This is a genomic window from Roseateles sp. P2_H4 (assembly GCF_056403315.1).
Map to the genome: position 1 here is coordinate 55,843 of NZ_JBFUFR010000016.1, position 19,615 is coordinate 75,457.

General features: G+C 68.8%; 14 protein-coding genes. 10 read left to right on the plus strand and 4 right to left on the minus strand.

Annotated features, from left to right (window positions below):
• Nucleotides 1-176: 176 nt before the first annotated feature.
• Nucleotides 177-1,427 (plus strand): MFS transporter, encoded by a 1,251-nt coding sequence (locus AC1DW3_RS13750; protein WP_477931882.1) that lies wholly within the window; start codon nt 177-179, stop codon nt 1,425-1,427.
• Here AC1DW3_RS13750 and AC1DW3_RS13755 read toward each other — a convergent pair.
• Complete coding sequence (locus AC1DW3_RS13755; RefSeq protein WP_477931883.1) at nt 1,408-2,775, minus strand: ATP-binding protein; 1,368 nt, start codon at nt 2,773-2,775, stop codon at nt 1,408-1,410. The two genes, AC1DW3_RS13750 and AC1DW3_RS13755, sit on opposite strands and share 20 nt — an antisense overlap.
• On the minus strand, nt 2,765-3,430 hold the full coding sequence (locus AC1DW3_RS13760) for a response regulator transcription factor (RefSeq protein ID WP_477931884.1): 666 nt from the start codon (nt 3,428-3,430) through the stop codon (nt 2,765-2,767). The genes AC1DW3_RS13755 and AC1DW3_RS13760 overlap by 11 nt, the downstream gene beginning before the upstream one ends.
• A 290-nt stretch (nt 3,431-3,720) precedes the next feature.
• On the opposite strand from AC1DW3_RS13760, the gene AC1DW3_RS13765 reads away from it, so the two are divergent.
• From AC1DW3_RS13765 to AC1DW3_RS13790, 6 genes are all read left to right on the plus strand, one after another.
• Nucleotides 3,721-6,567 carry a TonB-dependent receptor gene (locus tag AC1DW3_RS13765; protein ID WP_477931885.1) on the plus strand — a complete coding sequence of 949 codons (2,847 nt, stop codon included), beginning with the start codon at nt 3,721-3,723 and terminating at the stop codon, nt 6,565-6,567.
• A 66-nt stretch (nt 6,568-6,633) separates the two neighbouring features.
• On the plus strand, nt 6,634-8,007 hold the full coding sequence (locus AC1DW3_RS13770) for an alpha-amylase family glycosyl hydrolase (protein WP_477931886.1): 1,374 nt from the start codon (nt 6,634-6,636) through the stop codon (nt 8,005-8,007).
• Nucleotides 8,008-8,016: 9 nt separating this feature from the next.
• Nucleotides 8,017-9,537 (plus strand): tryptophan halogenase family protein, encoded by a 1,521-nt coding sequence (locus AC1DW3_RS13775; protein WP_477931887.1) that lies wholly within the window; start codon nt 8,017-8,019, stop codon nt 9,535-9,537.
• On the plus strand, nt 9,531-11,573 hold the full coding sequence (locus tag AC1DW3_RS13780) for a glycoside hydrolase family 97 protein (RefSeq protein ID WP_477931888.1): 2,043 nt from the start codon (nt 9,531-9,533) through the stop codon (nt 11,571-11,573). The genes AC1DW3_RS13775 and AC1DW3_RS13780 overlap by 7 nt, the downstream gene beginning before the upstream one ends.
• Before the next feature lie 4 nt (nt 11,574-11,577).
• Complete coding sequence (locus AC1DW3_RS13785) at nt 11,578-12,780, plus strand: sugar MFS transporter (protein ID WP_477931889.1); 1,203 nt, start codon at nt 11,578-11,580, stop codon at nt 12,778-12,780.
• Nucleotides 12,780-13,886, plus strand: a complete 1,107-nt coding sequence (locus AC1DW3_RS13790; RefSeq protein ID WP_477931890.1) for a MurR/RpiR family transcriptional regulator — start codon at nt 12,780-12,782, stop codon at nt 13,884-13,886. Before AC1DW3_RS13785 ends, AC1DW3_RS13790 begins: the two co-directional genes overlap by 1 nt.
• Here the strand turns inward: AC1DW3_RS13790 and AC1DW3_RS13795 are convergent.
• Nucleotides 13,782-14,876, minus strand: a complete 1,095-nt coding sequence (locus AC1DW3_RS13795; protein WP_477931891.1) for an alpha/beta hydrolase family protein — start codon at nt 14,874-14,876, stop codon at nt 13,782-13,784. The genes AC1DW3_RS13790 and AC1DW3_RS13795 overlap by 105 nt on opposite strands.
• Nucleotides 14,877-15,087: 211 nt before the next feature.
• On the opposite strand from AC1DW3_RS13795, the gene AC1DW3_RS13800 reads away from it, so the two are divergent.
• The 3 genes from AC1DW3_RS13800 to AC1DW3_RS13810 are packed head-to-tail and all read left to right on the plus strand — an operon-like array spanning nt 15,088 to nt 19,460.
• A complete protein-coding gene (locus AC1DW3_RS13800) occupies nt 15,088-16,962 on the plus strand; it encodes a TOL_0244 family TonB-dependent receptor (RefSeq protein ID WP_477931892.1) in 1,875 nt (624 codons plus the stop codon).
• Complete coding sequence (locus AC1DW3_RS13805; protein ID WP_477931893.1) at nt 16,962-17,513, plus strand: TOL_0243 family YfiR-like periplasmic protein; 552 nt, start codon at nt 16,962-16,964, stop codon at nt 17,511-17,513. The genes AC1DW3_RS13800 and AC1DW3_RS13805 overlap by 1 nt, the downstream gene beginning before the upstream one ends.
• Nucleotides 17,514-19,460: a sensor histidine kinase, YfiR-like protein-associated gene (locus tag AC1DW3_RS13810; protein ID WP_477931894.1), complete on the plus strand. Its 1,947-nt coding sequence runs from the start codon at nt 17,514-17,516 to the stop codon at nt 19,458-19,460.
• Here AC1DW3_RS13810 and AC1DW3_RS13815 read toward each other — a convergent pair.
• Nucleotides 19,457-19,600, minus strand: coding sequence for a hypothetical protein (locus tag AC1DW3_RS13815; RefSeq protein WP_477931895.1), 144 nt, complete (start codon nt 19,598-19,600; stop codon nt 19,457-19,459). The two genes, AC1DW3_RS13810 and AC1DW3_RS13815, sit on opposite strands and share 4 nt — an antisense overlap.
• Nucleotides 19,601-19,615: the final 15 nt, after the last annotated feature.

A 19,615-nucleotide genomic window follows, 5' to 3' on the forward strand; every position in this document is an offset into this window, starting at 1 on the left:
CGCTCAGGAATCGTCGACGAACAGGCATTGACTTTACATAGGCTCCTATCTTAATATGAATAGGAGCCTATTCAATTCGTCGCGTCTGCTGCCATCCCTGGACACCCGCCTGACGACACTGCTGCCGCGCCGGCCCCCCGCCCATTCCCCTGCCCCGCCTGCCAACCGAGCCCTCCATGCCCGAAGCCACCACGACCAGCGCCACCGCCCCGCCACCCGCCTTCACGCCCTATCAGCGCTTCGCGACGGGGCTGCTGACCCTGCTGCAGTTCGCCGTCATCCTGGACTTCATGATCATGTCGCCGCTGGGCGCCATGATCATGCCGGCGATGGCCATGACGGCCCAGCAGTTCGGCCTCGTCGTGTCGGCCTATGCCTTCAGCGCCGGCATCTCGGGCCTGCTGACGGCCGGCTTCGCCGACCGCTTCGACCGCAAGAAGCTGCTGCTGTTCTTCTACGGCGGCTTCCTGCTCGGCACGCTGTGGTGCGGCCTGGCCACCAGCTTCGAGTCGCTGCTGATGGCGCGCATCGTGACCGGCCTGTTCGGCGGCGTCATCGGCTCCATCGTCATGGCCATCGCGGCCGACCTTTTCGAGCCCGCGCTGCGCGGCCGCGTCATGGGCCTGCTGCAGGGCGGCTTCGCAGCCAGCCAGGTGCTGGGTCTGCCCTTCGGCCTGTATCTCGCCACGCACTGGGACTGGCACGCGCCCTTCATGGTGCTGGTCGCCTTCGGTGCCGTCGGCGGCCTGCTGATCGCCTGGAAGATGCAGCCGGTGGATGCCCACCTGAAGCTGCAGAACGACCGCAGCGCCTTCGCCCACCTGTGGCACACCGTGGCCAAGGCCCGCCATCTGCACGCCTTCGCCATCACGGCGCTGCTGACGACGGGTGGTTTCATGATCATGCCCTTCGCCAGCGCCTTCTCGGTGAACAACGTCGGCATCGACCTGGCCCATCTGCCCGTCGTCTACCTCGTCACCGGCATCAGCACGATGTTCGTCGCGCCGCTGGTGGGGCGCCTCACGGACCGCCTCGGTCCGCTGCCGGTGTTCTTCACGGGCAGCGCCATCACCATCGCCATGGTGGCGCTTTACACGCGGCTGGGCCCCTCGTCGCTGACGACGCTGGTCGTCGTCAACGTGGTGCTGTTCGCCGGCATCTTCTCGCGCATGGTGCCCTGGCAGGTCGTCGTGGCCGGCATCCCGGCGCCGGAGCAGCGCGGCGCCTTCACTGCCATCAATGCGGCCCTGCAGCAGCTGGCCGGCGGCCTCGCCGCGCTGGTGTCCGGCCACATCGTGACCATTGCCGCCGACGGCAAGCTGCAGCACTTCCCCTGGGTGGGCAACGTGCTCATCGGCACGACCTTGATCGTCTGCGTGCTGCTGTGGCAGCTGCAGAAGGATGCGCCTAGGAAAACCGCACGGTGACCAGCAGGCCGCGGCCATCGGGCCCGGCATCCAGGCGCAGGCTGGCGCCATTGCGCGCCGCCGCCCGTTCCGCGATGGCCAGGCCCAGGCCGCTGCCGCTCTGGGCCTGGCCGGGGATGCGGTAGAAACGTTCGAAGACCCGCTGGCGCAGCGCCTCGGGGATGCCGGGGCCCTGGTCGCTGAAGCTCAAGGAGCAGCCGCCATCGACGCCCGGCTTCAACAGCACGGCAATGCGGCCGTGCTCAGGCGAGTACTTGATCGCATTGCTGATGAGGTTGTCGACCAGCGCCCACACGGTCTCCTGGTGCAGGGGCCGGTCGCAGCCGCCCTCGGCATGGAAGTCGATCTCGATGCCGCGTTGCACCGCCAGCGGCGCGGCGGCGGCGAGGCGGTCGCGCACCAGGGTCTCCAAAGACAGCAGGGGCAGCACCGCGTCATCGCCCGCATCCGAGCGCGCACGCTCCAGCGTCAGCAGCTGCTGCACGAGATGGTTGGCGCGCGCCACGCCATCGCGCAGCCCGGCGCTGACCTCGGCGTGGCGCTGCGCGTCGCCATTGGGCGTCTGCAGCAGATGGGCGTTGATCTGGATGGCGGCAAGCGGCGTCTTCAGCTCATGGGCCGCGTCGGACAGGAACTCGTGCTCGTGCTCGATGCGCCGCCTCAAGCGCGCCATCAGGTGGTTGATGGACGCGACCAGCGGCGACAGTTCGCGGTAGGTGGACACGGGCAGCGGCGTCAGGTCCTGGTCGGAGCGGCTCTCGATGACCGCGGCGATGGAGCGCAGCGGCTTCAGGCCGATGCCGACGATGAGCCAGGCCGGCAGCAACAGCAGCGGCAGGCTGAAGATGCTGGAGCGCAGCAGGAAGCTGACGCCCGAGAAGCTCTGCATCCAGCGGTCGTCCACCTCATGGCTGCGCTCGACGACCAGGCCGGTGGCCTCGTCCTTCTCGATGGCCCGTACCCAGGCGTTGGCATCACGCGCCTCGGCGCTGTCCGGCATGGGCAGGGCGTCGGGCAACGCGGGCATGGAGTTGTAGAGCAGGCTGCCGCGCTGCCAGACCCTCACCCGCACATGCGAGTGGTAGTCCAGCTGGCGGAACATCTCCGCACGCACGGCCTCCAGCTCCTTCGCGGCCTGGGCGACGCGCTCGGGCTGCGCGGCGATCTCGGTCAGGTGCAGCAGCAACTCGCGCGCGTGCGCGCCGTTCTCGCTGGCGGTGCGCGAGCGCTGGGTGATCTTGGCCTCCAGCGCAACGTAGAGAAAGCCGCCCAGGGCCACCACCAGGATGACGGCGCTGAAGCCCAGCATCAGACGCCGGAACAGCGATGACTGCTGTTCAGCCTGCACGGCCGCTCTGCATCATGTAGCCGACGCCGCGCACGGTGCGGATGTGGCCGTCGCCGATCTTCTTGCGCAGGTTGGAGATGTGCACGTCCAGCGTCGCACCGTCGCTGAAGGGCAACACGCGCCGCTCCAGCTCGGCCCGCGTCAGCACGCGGTCGCTCTGCTTCATCAGCGTCAGCAGCAGTGCGTACTCGGTCTTGGACAGCGTGATGGCCGAACCATCCAGCGTCACGCGCATGCGCTTCTCCTCGAGCGCCAGGTTGCCGAAGTTCCACAGCGCCTCGGCCTCGCCATGGGCGCCGCTGCGGCGCAGGATGGCGCGCAGGCGCACCAGCAGCTCGGGGATCTCGAAGGGCTTGATGAGGTAGTCGTCGGCGCCGTTGTCGAAGCCCTTGAGGCGGTCCTGCAGGCCATCACGCGCGGTGATGATGAGGACGGGCACCGTCAAGCCGGCGGCACGCAGGCGCTTGAGCAGCTCGTTGCCGTCGCCATCGGGCAGGCCGAGGTCGAGCAGCACCGCGTCGAAATCCTCGGCCTGCAGCCGCTCGACGGCGTCGTTCGCCATGCGCACCCAGACGACCTCATGGCCTTCATCCTTGAACACCGTCAGCAGGGCCTGGCCGATGTTCAGGTCGTCTTCGATCAGATAGATCTTCACGCGGAGAAGTCTAGCGGCGCATGCCCTGACTGTGGCTTGGGCGAAACGCGCACGCCGTCACGGAATCGGCCGGGAGTGCCGATGGATAAAGGCCAAACCTGAAATCTTCAGGATTTCTTCAGCGCCGTTTGAAAGTTGTCTATAGAGATCCTTCAGCGGCTCACGCTCCGGATTGCGCGGCCTCTCGTCAAAACGGAGCATCGCGGCCGTTCGCTCACCGAACCGGGCTTGAGACCCCGTCGGCGCAGCAGAACCGGAACCGACCACTACAACATTCGAGAGGCAAACCCATGGCTCATCCGACAGCCGCACGAGCGCCGCGCCAGCCGCGAGCACGCGGGCTCCACACCACCCTCCCCCGTCTTCTGCCGATCACGCAGGCCTGCACTCTGCTGCTGCTCGGCGCCCAGGTCGCGCAAGCCCAGGAGGCTGCGCCGCAGACGCTGGAAACCGTCGTCGTCACCGGCATCCGCAAGAGCGTCGAAGACTCCATCGCCACCAAGCGCAACAACAGCTCCATCGTCGAGGCCATCTCGGCCGAAGACATCGGCAAGCTGCCCGACGTGACGGTGGCCGAGTCGCTCGGCCGCATCAGCGGCATCGCCGTGCAGCGCAGCAAGGTCAACGGCAAGGCCGCCGGCGTCAGCGTGCGCGGCATGGCGCCGGCCTTCGGCGGCTCGCTGTTCAATGGCCGCGAGCTGGCCTCCACCAGCGATGCGCGCAGCCCCGAGTTCGACCTCTTCCCGGCCGAGCTGCTGAGCAGCATCCTGATCTACAAGACGCCTGACGCCGGCCTGGTAGGCCAGGGCCTGTCGGCCACCGTCGACCTGCGCACCATCCGCCCGCTGGACTACGGCAAGCGCACCATCGCCGTCAGCGCGCGCAAGGAGCGCATCGGCGAGGACTCCGGCGTGGAGGTCGGCTCGGGCAATCGCACCAGCCTGGTCTATGTCGACCAGTTTGCCAACAAGACCCTGGGCGTGGCCGTGGCCCTGAGCCGCTCACGCGAGGACAACGGCGGCGAGCAGCGCTTCGACAGCTGGGGCGGCTGGGCGCCGCAGATCGACGTCAACGGCCAGCAGATCACCGTGCCGGGCGGCTTCAAGTACGAGACGCAGCGCCGCCAGAGCACGCGTGATGGCGCGACGCTGACGCTGCAATACAAGCCGAGCAGCGAGTTCAAGACCACGGCCGACGTCTTCTACGGCGCCGGCACCGAAAAGACCAAGCAGACCGGCCTGGAAGGCGCCATCGCCTTCGGCGCAGGCGTCTACGACCCCAACGGCCAGCTCAGCAACGCCACCATCGCCAATGGCGTCGCCACCAGCGGCACCCTCAACAACTACAAGGGTGTGGTGCGCAACCACATGTTCTCGAACAAGGACCGTCTGCTGGCCCTGGGCGTGAACAGCGAGCTGAAGACCGGCGACTGGCGCTGGGAGGCCGACCTGTCGCGCTCCCATGGCGTCAAGAACATCAGCAACTTCGAGACGACGGCCGGCCAGCCGGGCAACACGCCGCAGGCCCAGTTGGCCACCATCAGCTGGACAGGCTTCAACGGCAGCAACTTCGCCGACGTGAAGTACAAGACCAGCGGCAACTTCGCCGATCGCAACTTCGCGCTGCTGACCGACGTCGACGGCTGGGGCGGTGGCCCCGCCACGCCGCAGGCCGGCTATGCGGCATTGCCCACCATCGACGACAAGCTGACCAGCCTGCGCCTGACGGCCCACCACGACCTGGAGTGGGGCCCCATCGTCGGCGGCAAGGTCGGCATCAACCTCAACAAGCGCGACAAGGCCCGCCTGGGCGACGAGGGCCGCTTGTCCATCCTCAACGGCAGCGACGGCTATGCCAGCGCCAAGATCCCCGGCACGGCCACGGCGCTGGCCGGCGCCTCGGGCATCGAGGTCGCGTCCTGGGACCCGACCGGTTCGCTCGGCAGCATCTACGCCATCAACCGCTGGGTGGACGCGACCGTGCTGTCGCGCAACTGGACCGTCGGCGAGAAGGTCGCCACCGCCTTTGCGCAGGCTGACCTGAGCGGCGACCTCGGCGGCATTCCCTACAGCGGCAACATCGGCCTGCAGCTGGTGCACACCGACCAGAACGCCACCGGCAACCAGGTCGACCTGGCCAAGTGCACGGGCATCACGGTGGACACCTGCCCCTATGTCGTGCGCACCGACGGCACCAGCTACAACCATCTGCTGCCTTCGCTGAACCTGACTTTCGACCTGGGCGACCAGCAGCTGCTGCGCCTGGGCGCCGGCAAGCAGGTGGCGCGCGCCAACCTCGACAACATGAAGGCCAGCCTGGACTTCGGCGTGCAGAACGCCACCGCGGTGTCGCCGGCCTTGACGGGCTTCTCGGGCAACCCCCAGCTCAAGCCCTATGCGGCCAAGGCGCTGGACGTGTCCTATGAGAAGTACTTCGGCAAGCATGGCTACGTCAGCCTGGCCGGCTTCTTCAAGAAGCTGGACAACTACGTCATCAACGCGCCGCGCGAGTTCGACTTCAAGCCCTACACCAGCGCCACGACGCCGCTGCCGGACAAGGGCCCCTACAAGGGCTCGACCGTCGGCTTCCTGACCCAGCCCGTCAACGGCCAGGGCGGCAATATGCATGGCTTCGAGCTGTCGGTGAACCTGCCGGCCAGCATGCTGTCCAGCTGGCTGGACGGCTTCGGCACCCAGCTCAACCACTCGCACACCGCGAGCTCCATCCGCCTGCCCACCAGTGGCTTCGTGTCGCCGCAGAACGGCCCGGTGTTCAAGGACTCGGTCAGCGAGATCGGCCTGCCAGGCCTGTCCAAGAACGTCACGACGCTGCGCCTGTACTACGAGAAGCACGGCTTCCAGCTCGCCTGGGCCGCGCACAAGCGCTCGGACTTCATCGGCCAGATCCTGGACTACCGCAGCGACTCGCAGTTCACCTTCATCAAGGGCGAGACCATCGTCGATGCGCAGGTGGGCTATGAGTTCCAGGAGGGTTGGCTCAAGGGCCTGTCGGTGTTGCTGCAGGGGCACAACATGACCAACACGCCCTTCCAGGAGTACACGACGGACCGCAACATCATCACCAACAAGGTGGTCTACGGGAAGACGTATCGACTGGGCTTGAACTACCGCTACTGATAGCCCCCGCGCCGCGCCCGCCGTCACCGGCTGGGCGTGGCCTTCTTTGCTTCGACCCGCCTCATCGTGACCTCCTCACTCCGCGCACTCGCGCACCTCCTGCTCGCGCTCGCCTGCGCTCCGGCCTTCGCGGCACCGCTCACCACGTATCAGCCCAAGTCATACGTTCACGTCCAGCACCCTGCCTGGGCACGCAACGCGACGCTCTACCAGATCAACACGCGCCAGTTCACCCCCGAGGGCACGCTGCGCGCCGCCGAAGCCCAGCTGCCGCGGCTCAAAGACCTCGGCGTGGACATCCTGTGGCTGATGCCCATCCACCCCATCGGCGAAAAGCAGCGCAAGGGCAGCCTCGGCAGCCCCTATGCCGTGAGCGACTATCTGGCCGTCAGCCCCGAGCTCGGCACACTGGCCGACCTGAAGCGCTTCGTCGCCTCGGCCCATGCGCTCGGCCTCAAGGTCATCCTCGACTGGGTCGGCAACCACACCGCCTGGGACAACGTGCTCGTGAAGAGCCACCCCGACTGGTATGCCCGCAACGAGCGCGGTGAATTCACCCCCACGCCCTGGTACGACTGGGACGACATCATCGACCTCGACTACGACCAGCCCGCCTTGCGTCGCTACATGACGCAGGCGCTGACTTACTGGGTGCGCGAGGCCGGTGTCGACGGCTACCGCGTCGATGCGGCCGGCCTGTCGCCGCTGGACTTCTGGGAGCAGGCCGCCAAGGAACTGCGCGCCATCAAGCCCGTCTTCCTGCTCGCCGAATGGGAAAGCCGCGACCTGCACGCCAAGGCCTTCGACGCCACCTATGCCTGGAGCTGGTGGGACGCGATGAAGCTGATCGCCGAAGGCCGTGCCGACGCGACCTCGCTCTACCCCTACTACGCGTGGAACCGCAAGTTCTACCCACGCGAGGCCTATCGCCTGCTCTACACGACCAACCACGACAAGAACGCCTGGGAAGGCACCGAGCACGAGATCTTCGGCGCCGCCGTGGACGCGGTGACCGTGCTGAGCTTCATCAGCGAAGGCCTGCCGCTGATCTACAACGGCCAGGAGGCCGGCAACCGGCGGCGCCTGGCCTTCTTCGAGCGCGACCCGATCCACTGGAAGGACGCACCTGAAGGTGACCTGCTGAAGCGCCTCATCGCGCTGAAGAAGCGCAACACGGCGCTGTGGAATGGCGCGGATGGCGCCGTCATGGAACCGGTCGCCAACAGCGCAGCCAAGCAGGTCTTCAGCTTCGTGCGCGGCAATGGCAAGGACAAGGTGCTGGCGGTCTTCAATCTGTCCGCAAAACCCGTCGACGTCGCGCTCAAGGGTGCACGCCACGCTGGCCGCTATGTCGACTTCAACGGCGGCGCTGAGGTCAAGCTGGAAGACGGCGCCACGCTGAGCCTGCCCGCCTGGGGCTGGCGCGTCCTCGTGCAGTAGGGAGGCTCCATGCAGCAGCAGAACCTGAACACCGTCGTCATCGTCGGCGGCGGCACGGCCGGCTGGATGACGGCGGCCGCACTCGCCAAGGTGACGAACGGCCGCGTGACGATCAAGCTCGTCGAGTCGGAGGAGATAGCCACCGTCGGCGTCGGCGAATCGACGATCCCGCTGATCCGGCAGTTCAACCAGCTGCTGGGCTTGGACGAGAACGAATTCATGCGCGAGACGCAGGCCACGTTCAAGCTCGGCATCGAGTTCCGCGACTGGGGCGCCATCGGCGACCGCTATCTGCACGCCTTCGGCCAGATCGGCCACCGCTCCAGCATCCTGCCCTTCCACCATTACTGGCTGCGCATGCACCAGGCCGGCCGCGCGCCAGACCTGTGGGCCTATTCCATCAACGGCTCGGCAGCGCGCGCCCACCGCTTCATGCGCGCGGACGCCAGCCTCGGCCATTCGCCGCTGGCCGAGATCGTCCATTCCTTCCACATCGACGCCGGCCTCTACGCCCGCAGCCTGCGCCGCCATGCCGAGAAGCTCGGCGTGCAGCGCACCGAAGGCCGCGTGCTGGATGCGCAACTGCAGGAAAACGGCCATGTGCGCAGCGTTCGCCTGGCCAGCGGCGCGACGCTGGAAGGCGAGCTCTTCATCGACTGCTCGGGCTTTCGCGGCCTGCTCATCGAGCAGACGCTGAAGACCGGCTACGAGCACTGGAACCATTGGCTGCCCTGTGACCGCGCCGTCGTCGCGCCGAGCGCTTCCAGCCCCGACCTGCTGCCCTTCACCCGCGCCACCGCGCGCCCCGCGGGCTGGCAATGGCGCATCGGCCTGCAGCACCGCGTGGGCAACGGCCATGTCTATGCCAGCCAGGCCATGAGCGACGACGAGGCCGCGGCGCTGCTGCTGCGCAACCTCGACGGCGAGGCGCTGGCCGAGCCGCGCGTGCTGCGTTTCGAGAGCGGCCGCCGGCGCAAGGTCTGGAACCGCAATGTCGTCGCCGTCGGCCTGTCGTCGGGCTTCATGGAGCCGCTGGAGTCGACGTCCATCCACCTCGTGCAGTCCGCCATCTCGCGCCTGATCCAGTTCTTCCCGGACCAAGGCTTCAACGCGGCACACATCGCCGAGTTCAACCGGCAGAGCAACTTCGAGACCGAACGCATCCGCGACTTCCTGATCCTGCATTACCACGCGACCACCCGCAGCGACACCGCCTTCTGGAACCACTGCCGAACGATGGACCTGCCCGACACGCTGCAGGACAAGCTCGACCTCTGGCGCGCCAGCGGCCGCATCGTGCGCCACGGCGACGAGCTGTTCTCCGAGGTGGGCTGGCTGCAGGTGCTGCATGGCCAGGGCATCCGGCCCCAGGGCCATCACCCGCTGGCCGAAGCGCTTTCCGAGAGCGAGATCGGCGACTATCTGGACGACACCCAGGCCGTCATCCAGCGCTGCGTCGCGCAGATGCCGGGTCATGCCGAATACATCGCGGCCCATTGCGCCGCTGTCCAGGAAACCGAGACATGCTGACCCGCTGCCTGTTTGCCCTCCTTTCCCTCGTCCTCTGCGCCGGCGCCCACGCCGACGAAACGCTGGCCACCGTCACCTCGCCCGACAAGCAGCTCGTCGTCACGCTGCAGCTGACCGGCGAGGGGCGCCTGGCCTACCGCGTGGACCGCGCTGGCAAGCCCCTCATCAACACCTCGCGCCTGGGCCTGCTGCTGACCAACGCCCACCAGCTCGACGGCGGCTTCAAGCTGGTCGGCCAGAAGGTCACCGAGCACGACGACACCTGGGAGCAGCCCTGGGGCGAGAGCCGCCGCGTACGCAACCACTACCGCGAGCTGATGGTGGAGCTGTCGCAGCCGGCCCAAGGCGGGCGCGGCATGGGCCTGCGCTTTCGCGTCTTCGACGACGGCTTCGGCTTTCGCTACGAGCTGCCCGAGCAGGCGCAGCTGCCCATTGCCCGCATCAGCGACGAGCTGACCGAGTTCGACATCGCCGAGCCCGCCACGGCCTGGTGGATCCCGGCGGGCGAGGCCCTGGTGCTGGAGTACCCGGTGCAGCGCACGCCGCTGGCCGAAGTGGGCCTGGCCAACACGCCGCTGACGATGCGCACCCGCAGCGGCCTGCATCTCGCGCTGCACGAGGCGGCGCTGGTGGACTACGCCTCGATGTGGGTGCGCAAGGTGGGCGGCCAGAAGCTGCGCGCCCAACTCGCGCCCAGCGCCAGCGGTGCATCGGTCTTCAAGCACGGCGCCTTCGCCACGCCCTGGCGCACGCTGCGCGTGGCGGCTTCAGCCGGCGCTCTCTACGAATCCAATCTCGAACTCAACCTCAACGAGCCCAACAAGCTCGGCGACGTGAGCTGGTTCCAGCCCGGCAAATTCGTCGGTGTCTGGTGGGAGATGCACCTGAACAAGTCSAGCTGGTCCAGCGGCGCCACGCAYGGTGCGACGACAGCCAACACCAAGCGCCACATCGACTTCGCAGCCAAGCACGGTTTCCGCGGCGTGCTGGTGGARGGCTGGAACMTCGGCTGGGACGGCAACTGGGTCGGCAGCGGCTCGGCCTTCGACTACGTCAAGTCCATGCCCGACTTCGACCTCGAAGCCGTCACGGCCTACGCCAGGTCCAAGGGCGTGCACCTGGTCGGCCACCACGAGACCGGCGGCAATATCGCTCGCTACGAGGCGCAGATGGACGCGGCCTATGCCCTGTACGCCAAGCTGGGTGTCGACGTCGTCAAGTCCGGCTATGTGACCGACGCCGGCACGGCCCAGTTCGCCAATGCCAGCGGTGGCGGCACCCACTTCGGCTTCACCGAGTCGCAGGAAGGCGTGCGCCATTTCGTCAAGGCGGTGCAGGAGGCGGCCAAGCATCGCATCGCCATCGACACGCACGAGCCCGTCAAGGACACGGGCCTGCGCCGCACCTACCCGAACTGGGTGTCGCGCGAGGGCGCGCGCGGCCAGGAGTTCAACGCCTGGGGCGACCCCATCAACGCGGTGGACCACGAGGTCAACCTCGTCTTCACGCGCATGCTCAGCGGCCCGATGGACTACACGCCGGGCATCGTCAGCCTCAACGGCGCCGGCGACCGCAGGCTGAACTCCACGCAAGCCAAGCAGTTGGCCCTCTATGTCGCGCTGTACTCACCCGTCGTCATGGTGCCCGACCTGCTCGAGCACTACGAGCGCTGGCCGGCCGCCTTCAAGTTCATCAAGGATGTGCCGACCGACTGGGAGACGACGAAGGTGATCCACGGCGAGCTCGGCGAGGTCGCGACCATCGCCCGCAAGGACAGACGCAGCGAGGACTGGTATGTCGGCGCCATCACCAATGGCGACGGCCGTCGGCTGACGCTGCCGCTGGGCTTCCTCACGCCCGGCCGCCGCTACCGCGCCGAGATCTATCGTGACGGCGACAACGCCGACTACCGCGACGCGCAGCACCGTTTCGATCTCGTCACCGAGCAGGTCACCGTGCAGTCCACCGACACGCTGCCGCTGCGCCTCGCGCCCGGCGGCGGTCAGGCCATCCGATTCGTTGCCCTAGCCCCCTGAGCCCATGTCCGTCCCCTCCTCCGCCCTGCCACTGCCCGCTCAGAGCCGCGCACCGCTCGCCATCGTCACGCTGCTGTTCTTCATGTGGGGCCTGCTGACGGCGCTCAACGACGTGCTGATCCCGCACCTGAAGGCCCTCTACACGCTGAGCTATCTGCAGGCCATGCTGGTGCAGTTCTGCTTCTTCGGCGCCTACTTCCTTGTCTCGCTGCCGGCCGGGCGATTGATCAAGCGCCTGGGCTACCAACGCAGCGCCGTCGCCGGGCTCGTCGTCGCAGCCATCGGCTGCCTGCTCTTCCTGCCGGCTGTGAGCGCCGGCTACGCCCTCTTCCTGTTCGCCTTCTTCGTGCTCGCCGCCGGCATCACGGTGCTGCAGGTCGCGGCCAACCCCTATGTCACGGCGCTGGGTGACCCGCGCACGGCGTCGGCCCGGCTCACGTTGACGCAGGCCTTCAACTCTCTCGGCACGACCGTGGCCCCCTCGCTCGGCGTGCTGATCCTGCCCGCGGCTGCCACAGATGCCGGCGGTGACGTCAACGGCCCCTACCTCGCATTGGCCGCCACGCTGCTGGTGCTCGCCGGCCTGTTTGCCATCGCCCGCCTGCCGCGCATCGCCGACGAAAGCGCACCGACGACCGAGTCGGCCGTCGCCGTGGCGCGCGCCCACGCGCACCTGTTCTGGGGCGTCGTTGCGATCTTCCTGTACGTCGGCGCCGAAGTCAGCATCGGCAGCCTGCTCATCAACTTCATGCAAGAGACCGCCGGCCTCAGCGCCGCGCAGGCTTTCCCCTACCTGAGCCTCTACTGGGGCGGCTCGATGGTCGGCCGCTTCGTCGGCGCGGGCCTGATGCGCTTCATGGCGCCGGGCCGCCTGCTCGCCGTGCATGCACTGCTGGCCGTCGCGCTGATCGCCGTCGGCATGACGGCCCACGGTGCCCTCGCGATGTGGGCGCTGCTGGCCGTGGGCCTGTGCAACTCCATCATGTTCCCGACCATCTTCAGCATGGCCGTGCACCGCCTGGGCGCGCAGGGGCCCCAAGGTTCGGGCCTGCTGTGCATGGCCATCGTCGGCGGCGCGCTGCTGCCGCTGCTGCAAGGCCACGCGGCCGATGTCATCGGCCTACAGGCTTCCTTCGGCGTGCCGGCACTGTGCTACGCCGGCATCGCCTTCTATGGCTGGCGCTTCGCCGGTCTGTTCAAGAGCTGATGGACACCCAACCCTGGCCGCGGCTGCTTGCCTGCTGGCGCGACGGGCGGCTGCACACGCTGCTGCTGCACGCCGACGGCCGCCGCGCCCATGTGCGCGACGAGCCCGTGCAGGACGGTGCCCAACTGGCACCCGCCCTCGCCGATGCCCTCGCCGCGCTGCACCGGCCGGTGCACCACGCGGTGCTGATGACGGACACCGAGCTGGCGGCGGACCAGCTGAGCCGACGGCTGGGCCTGGCCACGCTGTGCACCGTGCCCTGGGCTCGGGCGCTCAGGCTCGCACCGGAAGACGCCTCCGGCTGGAGCGGCGCCGCCCGCGCGCTGGACCTGGCCCTGCACACCCCCGCCACCGGCGCCGTCTGTGCACAGATCCGCGGCGCCTATGCCCACCTGACCCGCTGCGAGCGCCGCGTCGCCGACGTCGTGCTCGCCAACCCCCGGGTCGCCCTGGAAACGGCCACGGCACGCCTGGCCGAGGCGGCTGAGGTCAGCCAGCCCCAAGTCATACGCTTCTGCCGCGCCCTGGGCTACGACGGCGTGAAGAGCCTCAAACGCGCGCTGGCCGAGAGCCTGGCCGCCGGTGGTGACGAAGTGCCCGTCGGTCACCCGTTGCTGGCGCGCAGCACCCAGGCCCTGCGCGGGCTGAACCCCGCCACCCTGATGCTGGCCACCGCGACCTTGGCCAGCGCCCACCAGATCGACGTGCTCGCCGACACGGCCCATGCGCCGTTGCGCGACTTGGCCCTGCAGGCGCTGTGGCGGGCCGGCATCCCAGCGCGGCCGCTGCTGCCGGGTGAGCTGCCGCCGGCCACGCCCGCCGTCTGTCTGGCCCTGGGCAGCGCCGCGACGCCAAGCCCCGGCGCACCCGGCGTCTGGATCACCGAGGGCGCCCAGGCCGGCAGCACGGCCGTGCAGCTCATCACCGGACTGGAGGCCGAGCTGGCACCTGCCCTGCTCGCCACGCTGGCCCTGCAACTGCTGCTGGCCGACGTGGCCGCATCAAGGCGGCGCCGGCCGCAGCGTCTGCGCGAAGAAGCACAGCACAGCCTCGACGGTCCGCTCGTGCGTGGCCCGCCGCGGCGGGCCGGCCTCAGCGCAGAGTAGCGGCAACATGCCGCGCCCGGCCGGCGTGCACAGCGACAGGAAGTCGTAGTGCCCGACACCGGGCAGTACCTGCAGCCGCGACCCCTTGATCTGCGGCTGCAGCCAGGCCGCATTGGTCGGCGTCGGCACGACGACGTCGGCGTCACCCGCGATCTGCAGCACCGGCACCGTGATGCGCGCGAGGCTGTCCGGCGCCAAGGCTTGGGCCAGGGCCGGCGCCAGCAGCACGCCGGCCTTGATGCGCGCATCGCGATAGTCGCCGGGCTCCCCCAGCAGCAGGCGCTCGGCGCCAACGCGCCTGAGCTCCTCGTGCTGGCGCAGGTAGTTCAGGTCGAACTCGACCTGCGGGTCGCAGATGCTGTCGCGCTGCGGGCTGCTGCAGAAACTGCGAAAACGCGCGAAGTCGGCCTTGGCGCCAAGCAACAGTGAGGCCGTCCAGCCACCGATGGAAAAGCCCGCCACCCCGATGTGCTCGCGGTCGATGCGCGGGCTGAGGGCGGCGTCGCTCAACAGGCGGTCCAGGGCGAGGCGCAGGTCGGCGGCGCGCTCCCACGGTGCGTAGGCGCCGGCCGGCGTCACGCCGTCGATGCCGTTCGTGCCGGGATGGTCGACAGCCACCGCCACATAACCCGCGCGCGCCAGCGCCTCGCCCAGCCAAGTCAGCTGGCGCGCCGCGCCGCCAAAACCATGGGACAGCAGCACCAGCGGGTGGCTGGCCTCGTCGACCCAGGGGGCCCGCGCCGCAACGCGGCCGGCACTGAAGGCCGGCCCGGCCATGACATCGGCCTCCTTGGCATCGGCCCGCGCCGGATACCAGACCAGGGCTCGCAGTTCGGGCGTGGCGGCGCCGCTGCGCAGCGCGGCCGCGGCATAGGGCCAGCTCAGGCTCAGCTCGCCGGCCTTGGGCGGCGTGGGGCCATCGGCAGCACGGGCAATGCCAGCCATGGCAAGCAAGCAGGCCGCCAGGCCGAGGGTGAGTTTTCGGGTCATGACGAAGCAACTGAGGGCAGAGCGCCCAGGCTAGCTGTACCGGTGAAATGAGTCGTTCGTCACGGGTTCTCGTCCGGCACCACACCTCACCCGGGCTTGCGTTGCCCCCGCCCGGTCGCTGCGTTATCGTCGAGCGACCAGGACACCGTTGGGAGGGTGCATGGGACTGTCGCCGGGCCGGGCATGTTGCATTGCAGCAGCCGCGCTATGGGTGGGGCCTGTCGCAGCCCAGGCTGCTGCCCTGGTCGACCTGAGCCTGGAGGAACTGGGCAACGTCACCATCACCTCCACCGCCAAGCGTGAGCAGCGCCTGGGCGACGCGGCGGCCTCCCTCTTCGTCATCACGGCCGACGACATCCGCCGCTCCGGCGTCACCCGCCTGCCCGAGGCCCTGCGCCTGGCGCCGAACCTGCACGTCGCCGAGACCTCCAGCGGCGACTATGCGATCAGTGCACGCGGCTTCAATGCCAGCTCGGCCAACAAGTTGCTCGTCCTCATCGACGGGCGCTCGGTCTACACACCGCTGTTTGCCGGCGTGTTCTGGGACGTGCAGGACGTCGCACTGGAGGATATCGATCGCATCGAGGTCAGCAGCGGCCCGGGCAGCACGCTGTGGGGCGTCAACGCGGTCAACGGCGTCATCAACATCATCACGCGCAGCGCCGCGGCCACGCGCGGCACGCTGGCATCCCTGGCCGCCGGCAGCAAGGAACGCGCCGCGGTGCTGCGCCATGGCTGGTCGCTCGGCAATGACGGCGACATGCGGCTGTACGTCAAGCACACCAGCCAGGATCGCACCGAAACGGCGGCCGGCGCGCCCGTGGAGGACGCGGGCCACATGCTCAGGGGCGGCTTTCGCGCCGACTGGGGCCGCAGCAACGACCGCGTCACGCTGCAAGGCAATGCCTACCGCGGCAACCACGGCCAGCCGCTGCCGGGCAGCATCGACGTCACGGGCGTGAACTTCGCGCTGGACACCATCCGGCTCTCCGGTGCCAACCTGCTGGCGCGCTGGGAACGGCCGGTCGGCGGCGGCGAGCTCACCATGCAGGGCTATCTGGACCGCACCGCGCGCGTCAACCCGCCCACCTTCGACGAGACGCTGCAGATCGCCGATTTCGAAGTGCAGTACACATTGCGGCCCACGCCCGACCACACCGTCGTGCTGGGCGCCAACCATCGCCGCTCGCAGGACCGCGTCGGCCACGGCGCACCTGAGTTCGCCTTCCTGCCCGAGCGACTGAACCAGGCCTGGACCAGCCTGTTCGTTCAGGACGAGGTCGCGGTTGCCGAAGGCCTGCGCGTGACGCTCGGTGCGCGTATCGAACGCAATGACTACACGGGCAACGAGTTCCTGCCCAATCTGCGCCTGGCATGGAAGCCTTCGCCCGGCCAACTGTGGTGGGCTTCAGCCGCACACACCGTGCGTGCACCGTCGCGGCTGGACCGCGACATCTACATCCCTGCGCAGCCGCCCTTCCTGCTCAACGGCGGCGCGGGCTTTCGCGCCGAGACGGCCAATGTGCTGGAGCTAGGCTACCGCGGCCAGCCACTGCCCGCACTGACGCTGTCGGCCACGGCCTTTCATGGCGACTACGACCATCTGCGCACCCAGGAGTTGGCGCCCAGCCAGACCTCCGTGTACTTCGGCAATGGCATGCGGGGCCGCGTCAGCGGGCTGGAGGCCTGGGCCAGCGTGCAGGCCGCGCCCTGGCTGCGCCTGCATGGCGGCCTCACGCTGCTGGAGCCGCACCTGCGGCTCAAGCCCGACAGCATCGACACGGCCAACTCCGTGGCCGCCGCTGAGGGCGCCATGCCGCGCCAGCTGTGGCGGCTGCGCGCTGCCTTCAACCTGCCGCGCGACGCCGAGCTGGACCTGATGCTGCGCCATGTTGCTGCGCTGCGCGCACCCGATGTGCCGGCCTACACGGCCCTGGACCTGCGGCTGGGCGGGCGCTTTGGCCCCGACGTCGACATCGCGCTGACGGCGCAGAACCTGTTCGGCAGCCACGGCGAATTCACCGCCGTGCAGACACGCACCGAGTTCCGCCGCAACGTGCTGCTGCAGATGCGAACGCGCTTCTGATGACGGCCTCCGTACTCGCTCGCCGAACGCTGCTGCTCGCGGCGCTGGCTGCCGCCGGTGCGGCGCATGCGGGCGAGGACGACGGCCTGGTCGAATACCAGGTCAAGGCCGCCTTCGTCTGCAAGTTTGGCAACTACATCGACTGGCCGCCGCAGACGCTGGGCGCGGCCGGCGAGCCGTTTCGCATCGGCGTGCTGGCCAGTGAGGCGGTCGTCGAGGAGTTCCGCCGCACCGCCGTGGCGACTTCAGTGGCCGGGCGGCCCGTTGAAGTGCGCCGGCTCGTGCGCGGCGAGGTGCCTGAGGGCGTCCACGCGCTTTTCGTGTCACGCGGCATGGCCTCGCATGCCCCCGGCCTGCTCACGGCCCTGCTGGGCCGGCCGGTGCTAACTGTCACGGAGCTTGACCCCGGCGCAGCAACAGGCATGATCAATTTCGTGGTCGTCGACGACAAGGTGCGTTTTGACATCCTGTTGCCCCTGGCGACGCAAAGTGGCCTCAAGATCAGCGTACGCCTGCTTGGCGTCGCGCGTCGGGTTGAAGGCAGGTCATAGATGTTCAGGCTCTCACTCCAGCGAAGACTGCTCGGCGTCACGATGTTGACGGCCCTGGTCGCTTTGCTCGTCGCGCTGGGCGCGATGGTGGTCTATGACCTGCGGGCCTATCACGAAGGCTGGGTGGCCGATCTCAAGGCTCAGGCCGAGCTGCTCGGCCATTCGACGGCACCGGCGCTGGAGTTCGACGACGTCAAGGTCGCCAGCGAGAACCTCGCACTGCTGCGCTTGCAGCCGCGTGTGCGGGCCGCCGCCATCTACGGTGCGCAGGGCGAACCTTTCGCGTCTTACACGGCCCCAGGCGCCGATGCTCCGCTGCCCGCCCGTGCCGGCAAGAACGGCGTGCACCGTGCCGACCGCGACATCGCCGTCGCCCTGCCCATCGTGCAGGATGGGCGCTCCATCGGCAGCGTCTATCTGCGGGCCGAGTACGCGCTCTACGACCGCGTGCTGACCTATCTGGGCATCGCCGCCGTCGTCGCGCTGGTCGCCCTGGGCATCGCCTTCCTGCTGTCCATGCGGCTGCAGCGTGCCGTCGTGCGGCCCATCCTGGCCATCAGCGACGTGGCACGCGATGTCATGCAGCGCCAGGACTACTCGCGCCGCGCGCCCAAGCTGACCGACGACGAGGTCGGCGTGCTGGCCGATTCCTTCAACGGCATGCTGGGCGAGATCGAGAGGCACGCCCAGGAAATCATGCGGCTCAACGAGCAGCTGGAGGCGCGGGTGCGTGAACGCACGGCCCAGTTGCAGTCCTCCAACGAGGAGCTCCAGCTCGCCACCGCCGTGGCCGAGAAGGCCAACCTCGCGAAGTCCGAGTTCCTGTCCAGCATGAGCCACGAACTGCGCACGCCGCTGAACGCCATCATCGGCTTCGGCCAGCTGCTGGGCACCAACATCGCCGACGCCAAGCCCGAGCGGCGCCAGGAGTTCGTCGACCACATCGTCGGCGCGGGCAAGCATCTGCTGACGCTGATCAACGAGATCCTCAACCTCGCCCGCATCGAGAGCGGCCATGTGGAGTTGTCGGTCGAGCCGGTGCCGCTGGACGATGTGCTGGCCGAATGCCGCAAGATGATCGAGCCCCTGGCCAACCAGCGCGGCATCGCCGCGGCCTTCGCCAGCAGCAGCGGCTGCGTCGCGCTGGCCGACCGCATGCGGCTCAAGCAGGTCGTGCTCAACCTCGTCAGCAACGCGATCAAGTACAACCGCCCGGGCGGGTCCGTGCACGTCGACTGCGACCGGCCCGATGCCCGGCATGTGCGCATCTCGGTGAGGGACACCGGCGCCGGCCTCGAGCCCGAGCAGGTCAAGGCGCTGTTCCAGCCCTTCAACCGCCTCGGCCAGGAGGGCGGGCCCGAACAGGGCACGGGCATCGGCCTGGTCGTCACCCAGCGCCTCGTCGAGCTGATGGGCGGCCATATCGGCGTGCGCAGCGTGCCCGGCAAGGGCAGCGTGTTCTGGGTCGACCTGCGCGCCAGCGAACTCCCCGCGGTGCCGCACGCCGAGACCGACTGGGGCGACCTCGCGAGCCTGACGGCCGCGCCGCGTGCGGGCGAGGCGCCGGCGACCGTGCTCTATGTGGAGGACAACCCCGCCAGCCGCCAGCTTGTCGAGGAACTGCTCGCCGCGCGCGGTGACATCCGGCTGCTGACGGCCCACGACGGCCAGCTCGGCGTCGAGATGGCCCGCCAGCACCTGCCCGATGTCATCCTGATGGACAACAACATGCCGCGCATGACCGGCCGCGAGGCCCAGTCCATCCTGCACATGGACCCGCGCACGGCCCATATCCCTATCATTGCACTGACCGCCAATGCCATGCCGGACGCCGCGGCGGCCGGGCTGGCGGCGGGCTTCTTCCGCTACCTGACCAAGCCCCTGGAGCCACGCCGGCTGCTGGAGGCGCTGGACAGCGCGCTGGCCTCGGCGCGGGCGCGCCGCTAGGCGGGCGCCGCGAGGCCCTGCTGCTGCTGGGCGCGAAAGCGCCGCTGCGCCAGCACCAGCATGCGGCCGAAGGAGACAGCCGGCCGTGGCGCCGGCTGCAGGGCCTGGGGCGGTTGAGGCGGTTGGGGTGAGGTGTTCATCCGAAGTCCTCTCAG

Bases quoted from the DNA above. Each gene is read 5' to 3' on its own strand.
- AC1DW3_RS13815 (WP_477931895.1), bottom strand. From the start codon at position 19,600: ATGAACACCTCACCCCAACCGCCTCAACCGCCCCAGGCCCTGCAGCCG.
- AC1DW3_RS13810 (WP_477931894.1), top strand. From the start codon at position 17,514: ATGTTCAGGCTCTCACTCCAGCGAAGACTGCTCGGCGTCACGATGTTG.
- AC1DW3_RS13790 (WP_477931890.1), top strand. From the start codon at position 12,780: ATGGACACCCAACCCTGGCCGCGGCTGCTTGCCTGCTGGCGCGACGGG.
- AC1DW3_RS13795 (WP_477931891.1), bottom strand. From the start codon at position 14,876: ATGACCCGAAAACTCACCCTCGGCCTGGCGGCCTGCTTGCTTGCCATG.
- AC1DW3_RS13765 (WP_477931885.1), top strand. From the start codon at position 3,721: ATGGCTCATCCGACAGCCGCACGAGCGCCGCGCCAGCCGCGAGCACGC.
- AC1DW3_RS13750 (WP_477931882.1), top strand. From the start codon at position 177: ATGCCCGAAGCCACCACGACCAGCGCCACCGCCCCGCCACCCGCCTTC.
- AC1DW3_RS13785 (WP_477931889.1), top strand. From the start codon at position 11,578: ATGTCCGTCCCCTCCTCCGCCCTGCCACTGCCCGCTCAGAGCCGCGCA.
- AC1DW3_RS13805 (WP_477931893.1), top strand. From the start codon at position 16,962: ATGACGGCCTCCGTACTCGCTCGCCGAACGCTGCTGCTCGCGGCGCTG.
- AC1DW3_RS13775 (WP_477931887.1), top strand. From the start codon at position 8,017: ATGCAGCAGCAGAACCTGAACACCGTCGTCATCGTCGGCGGCGGCACG.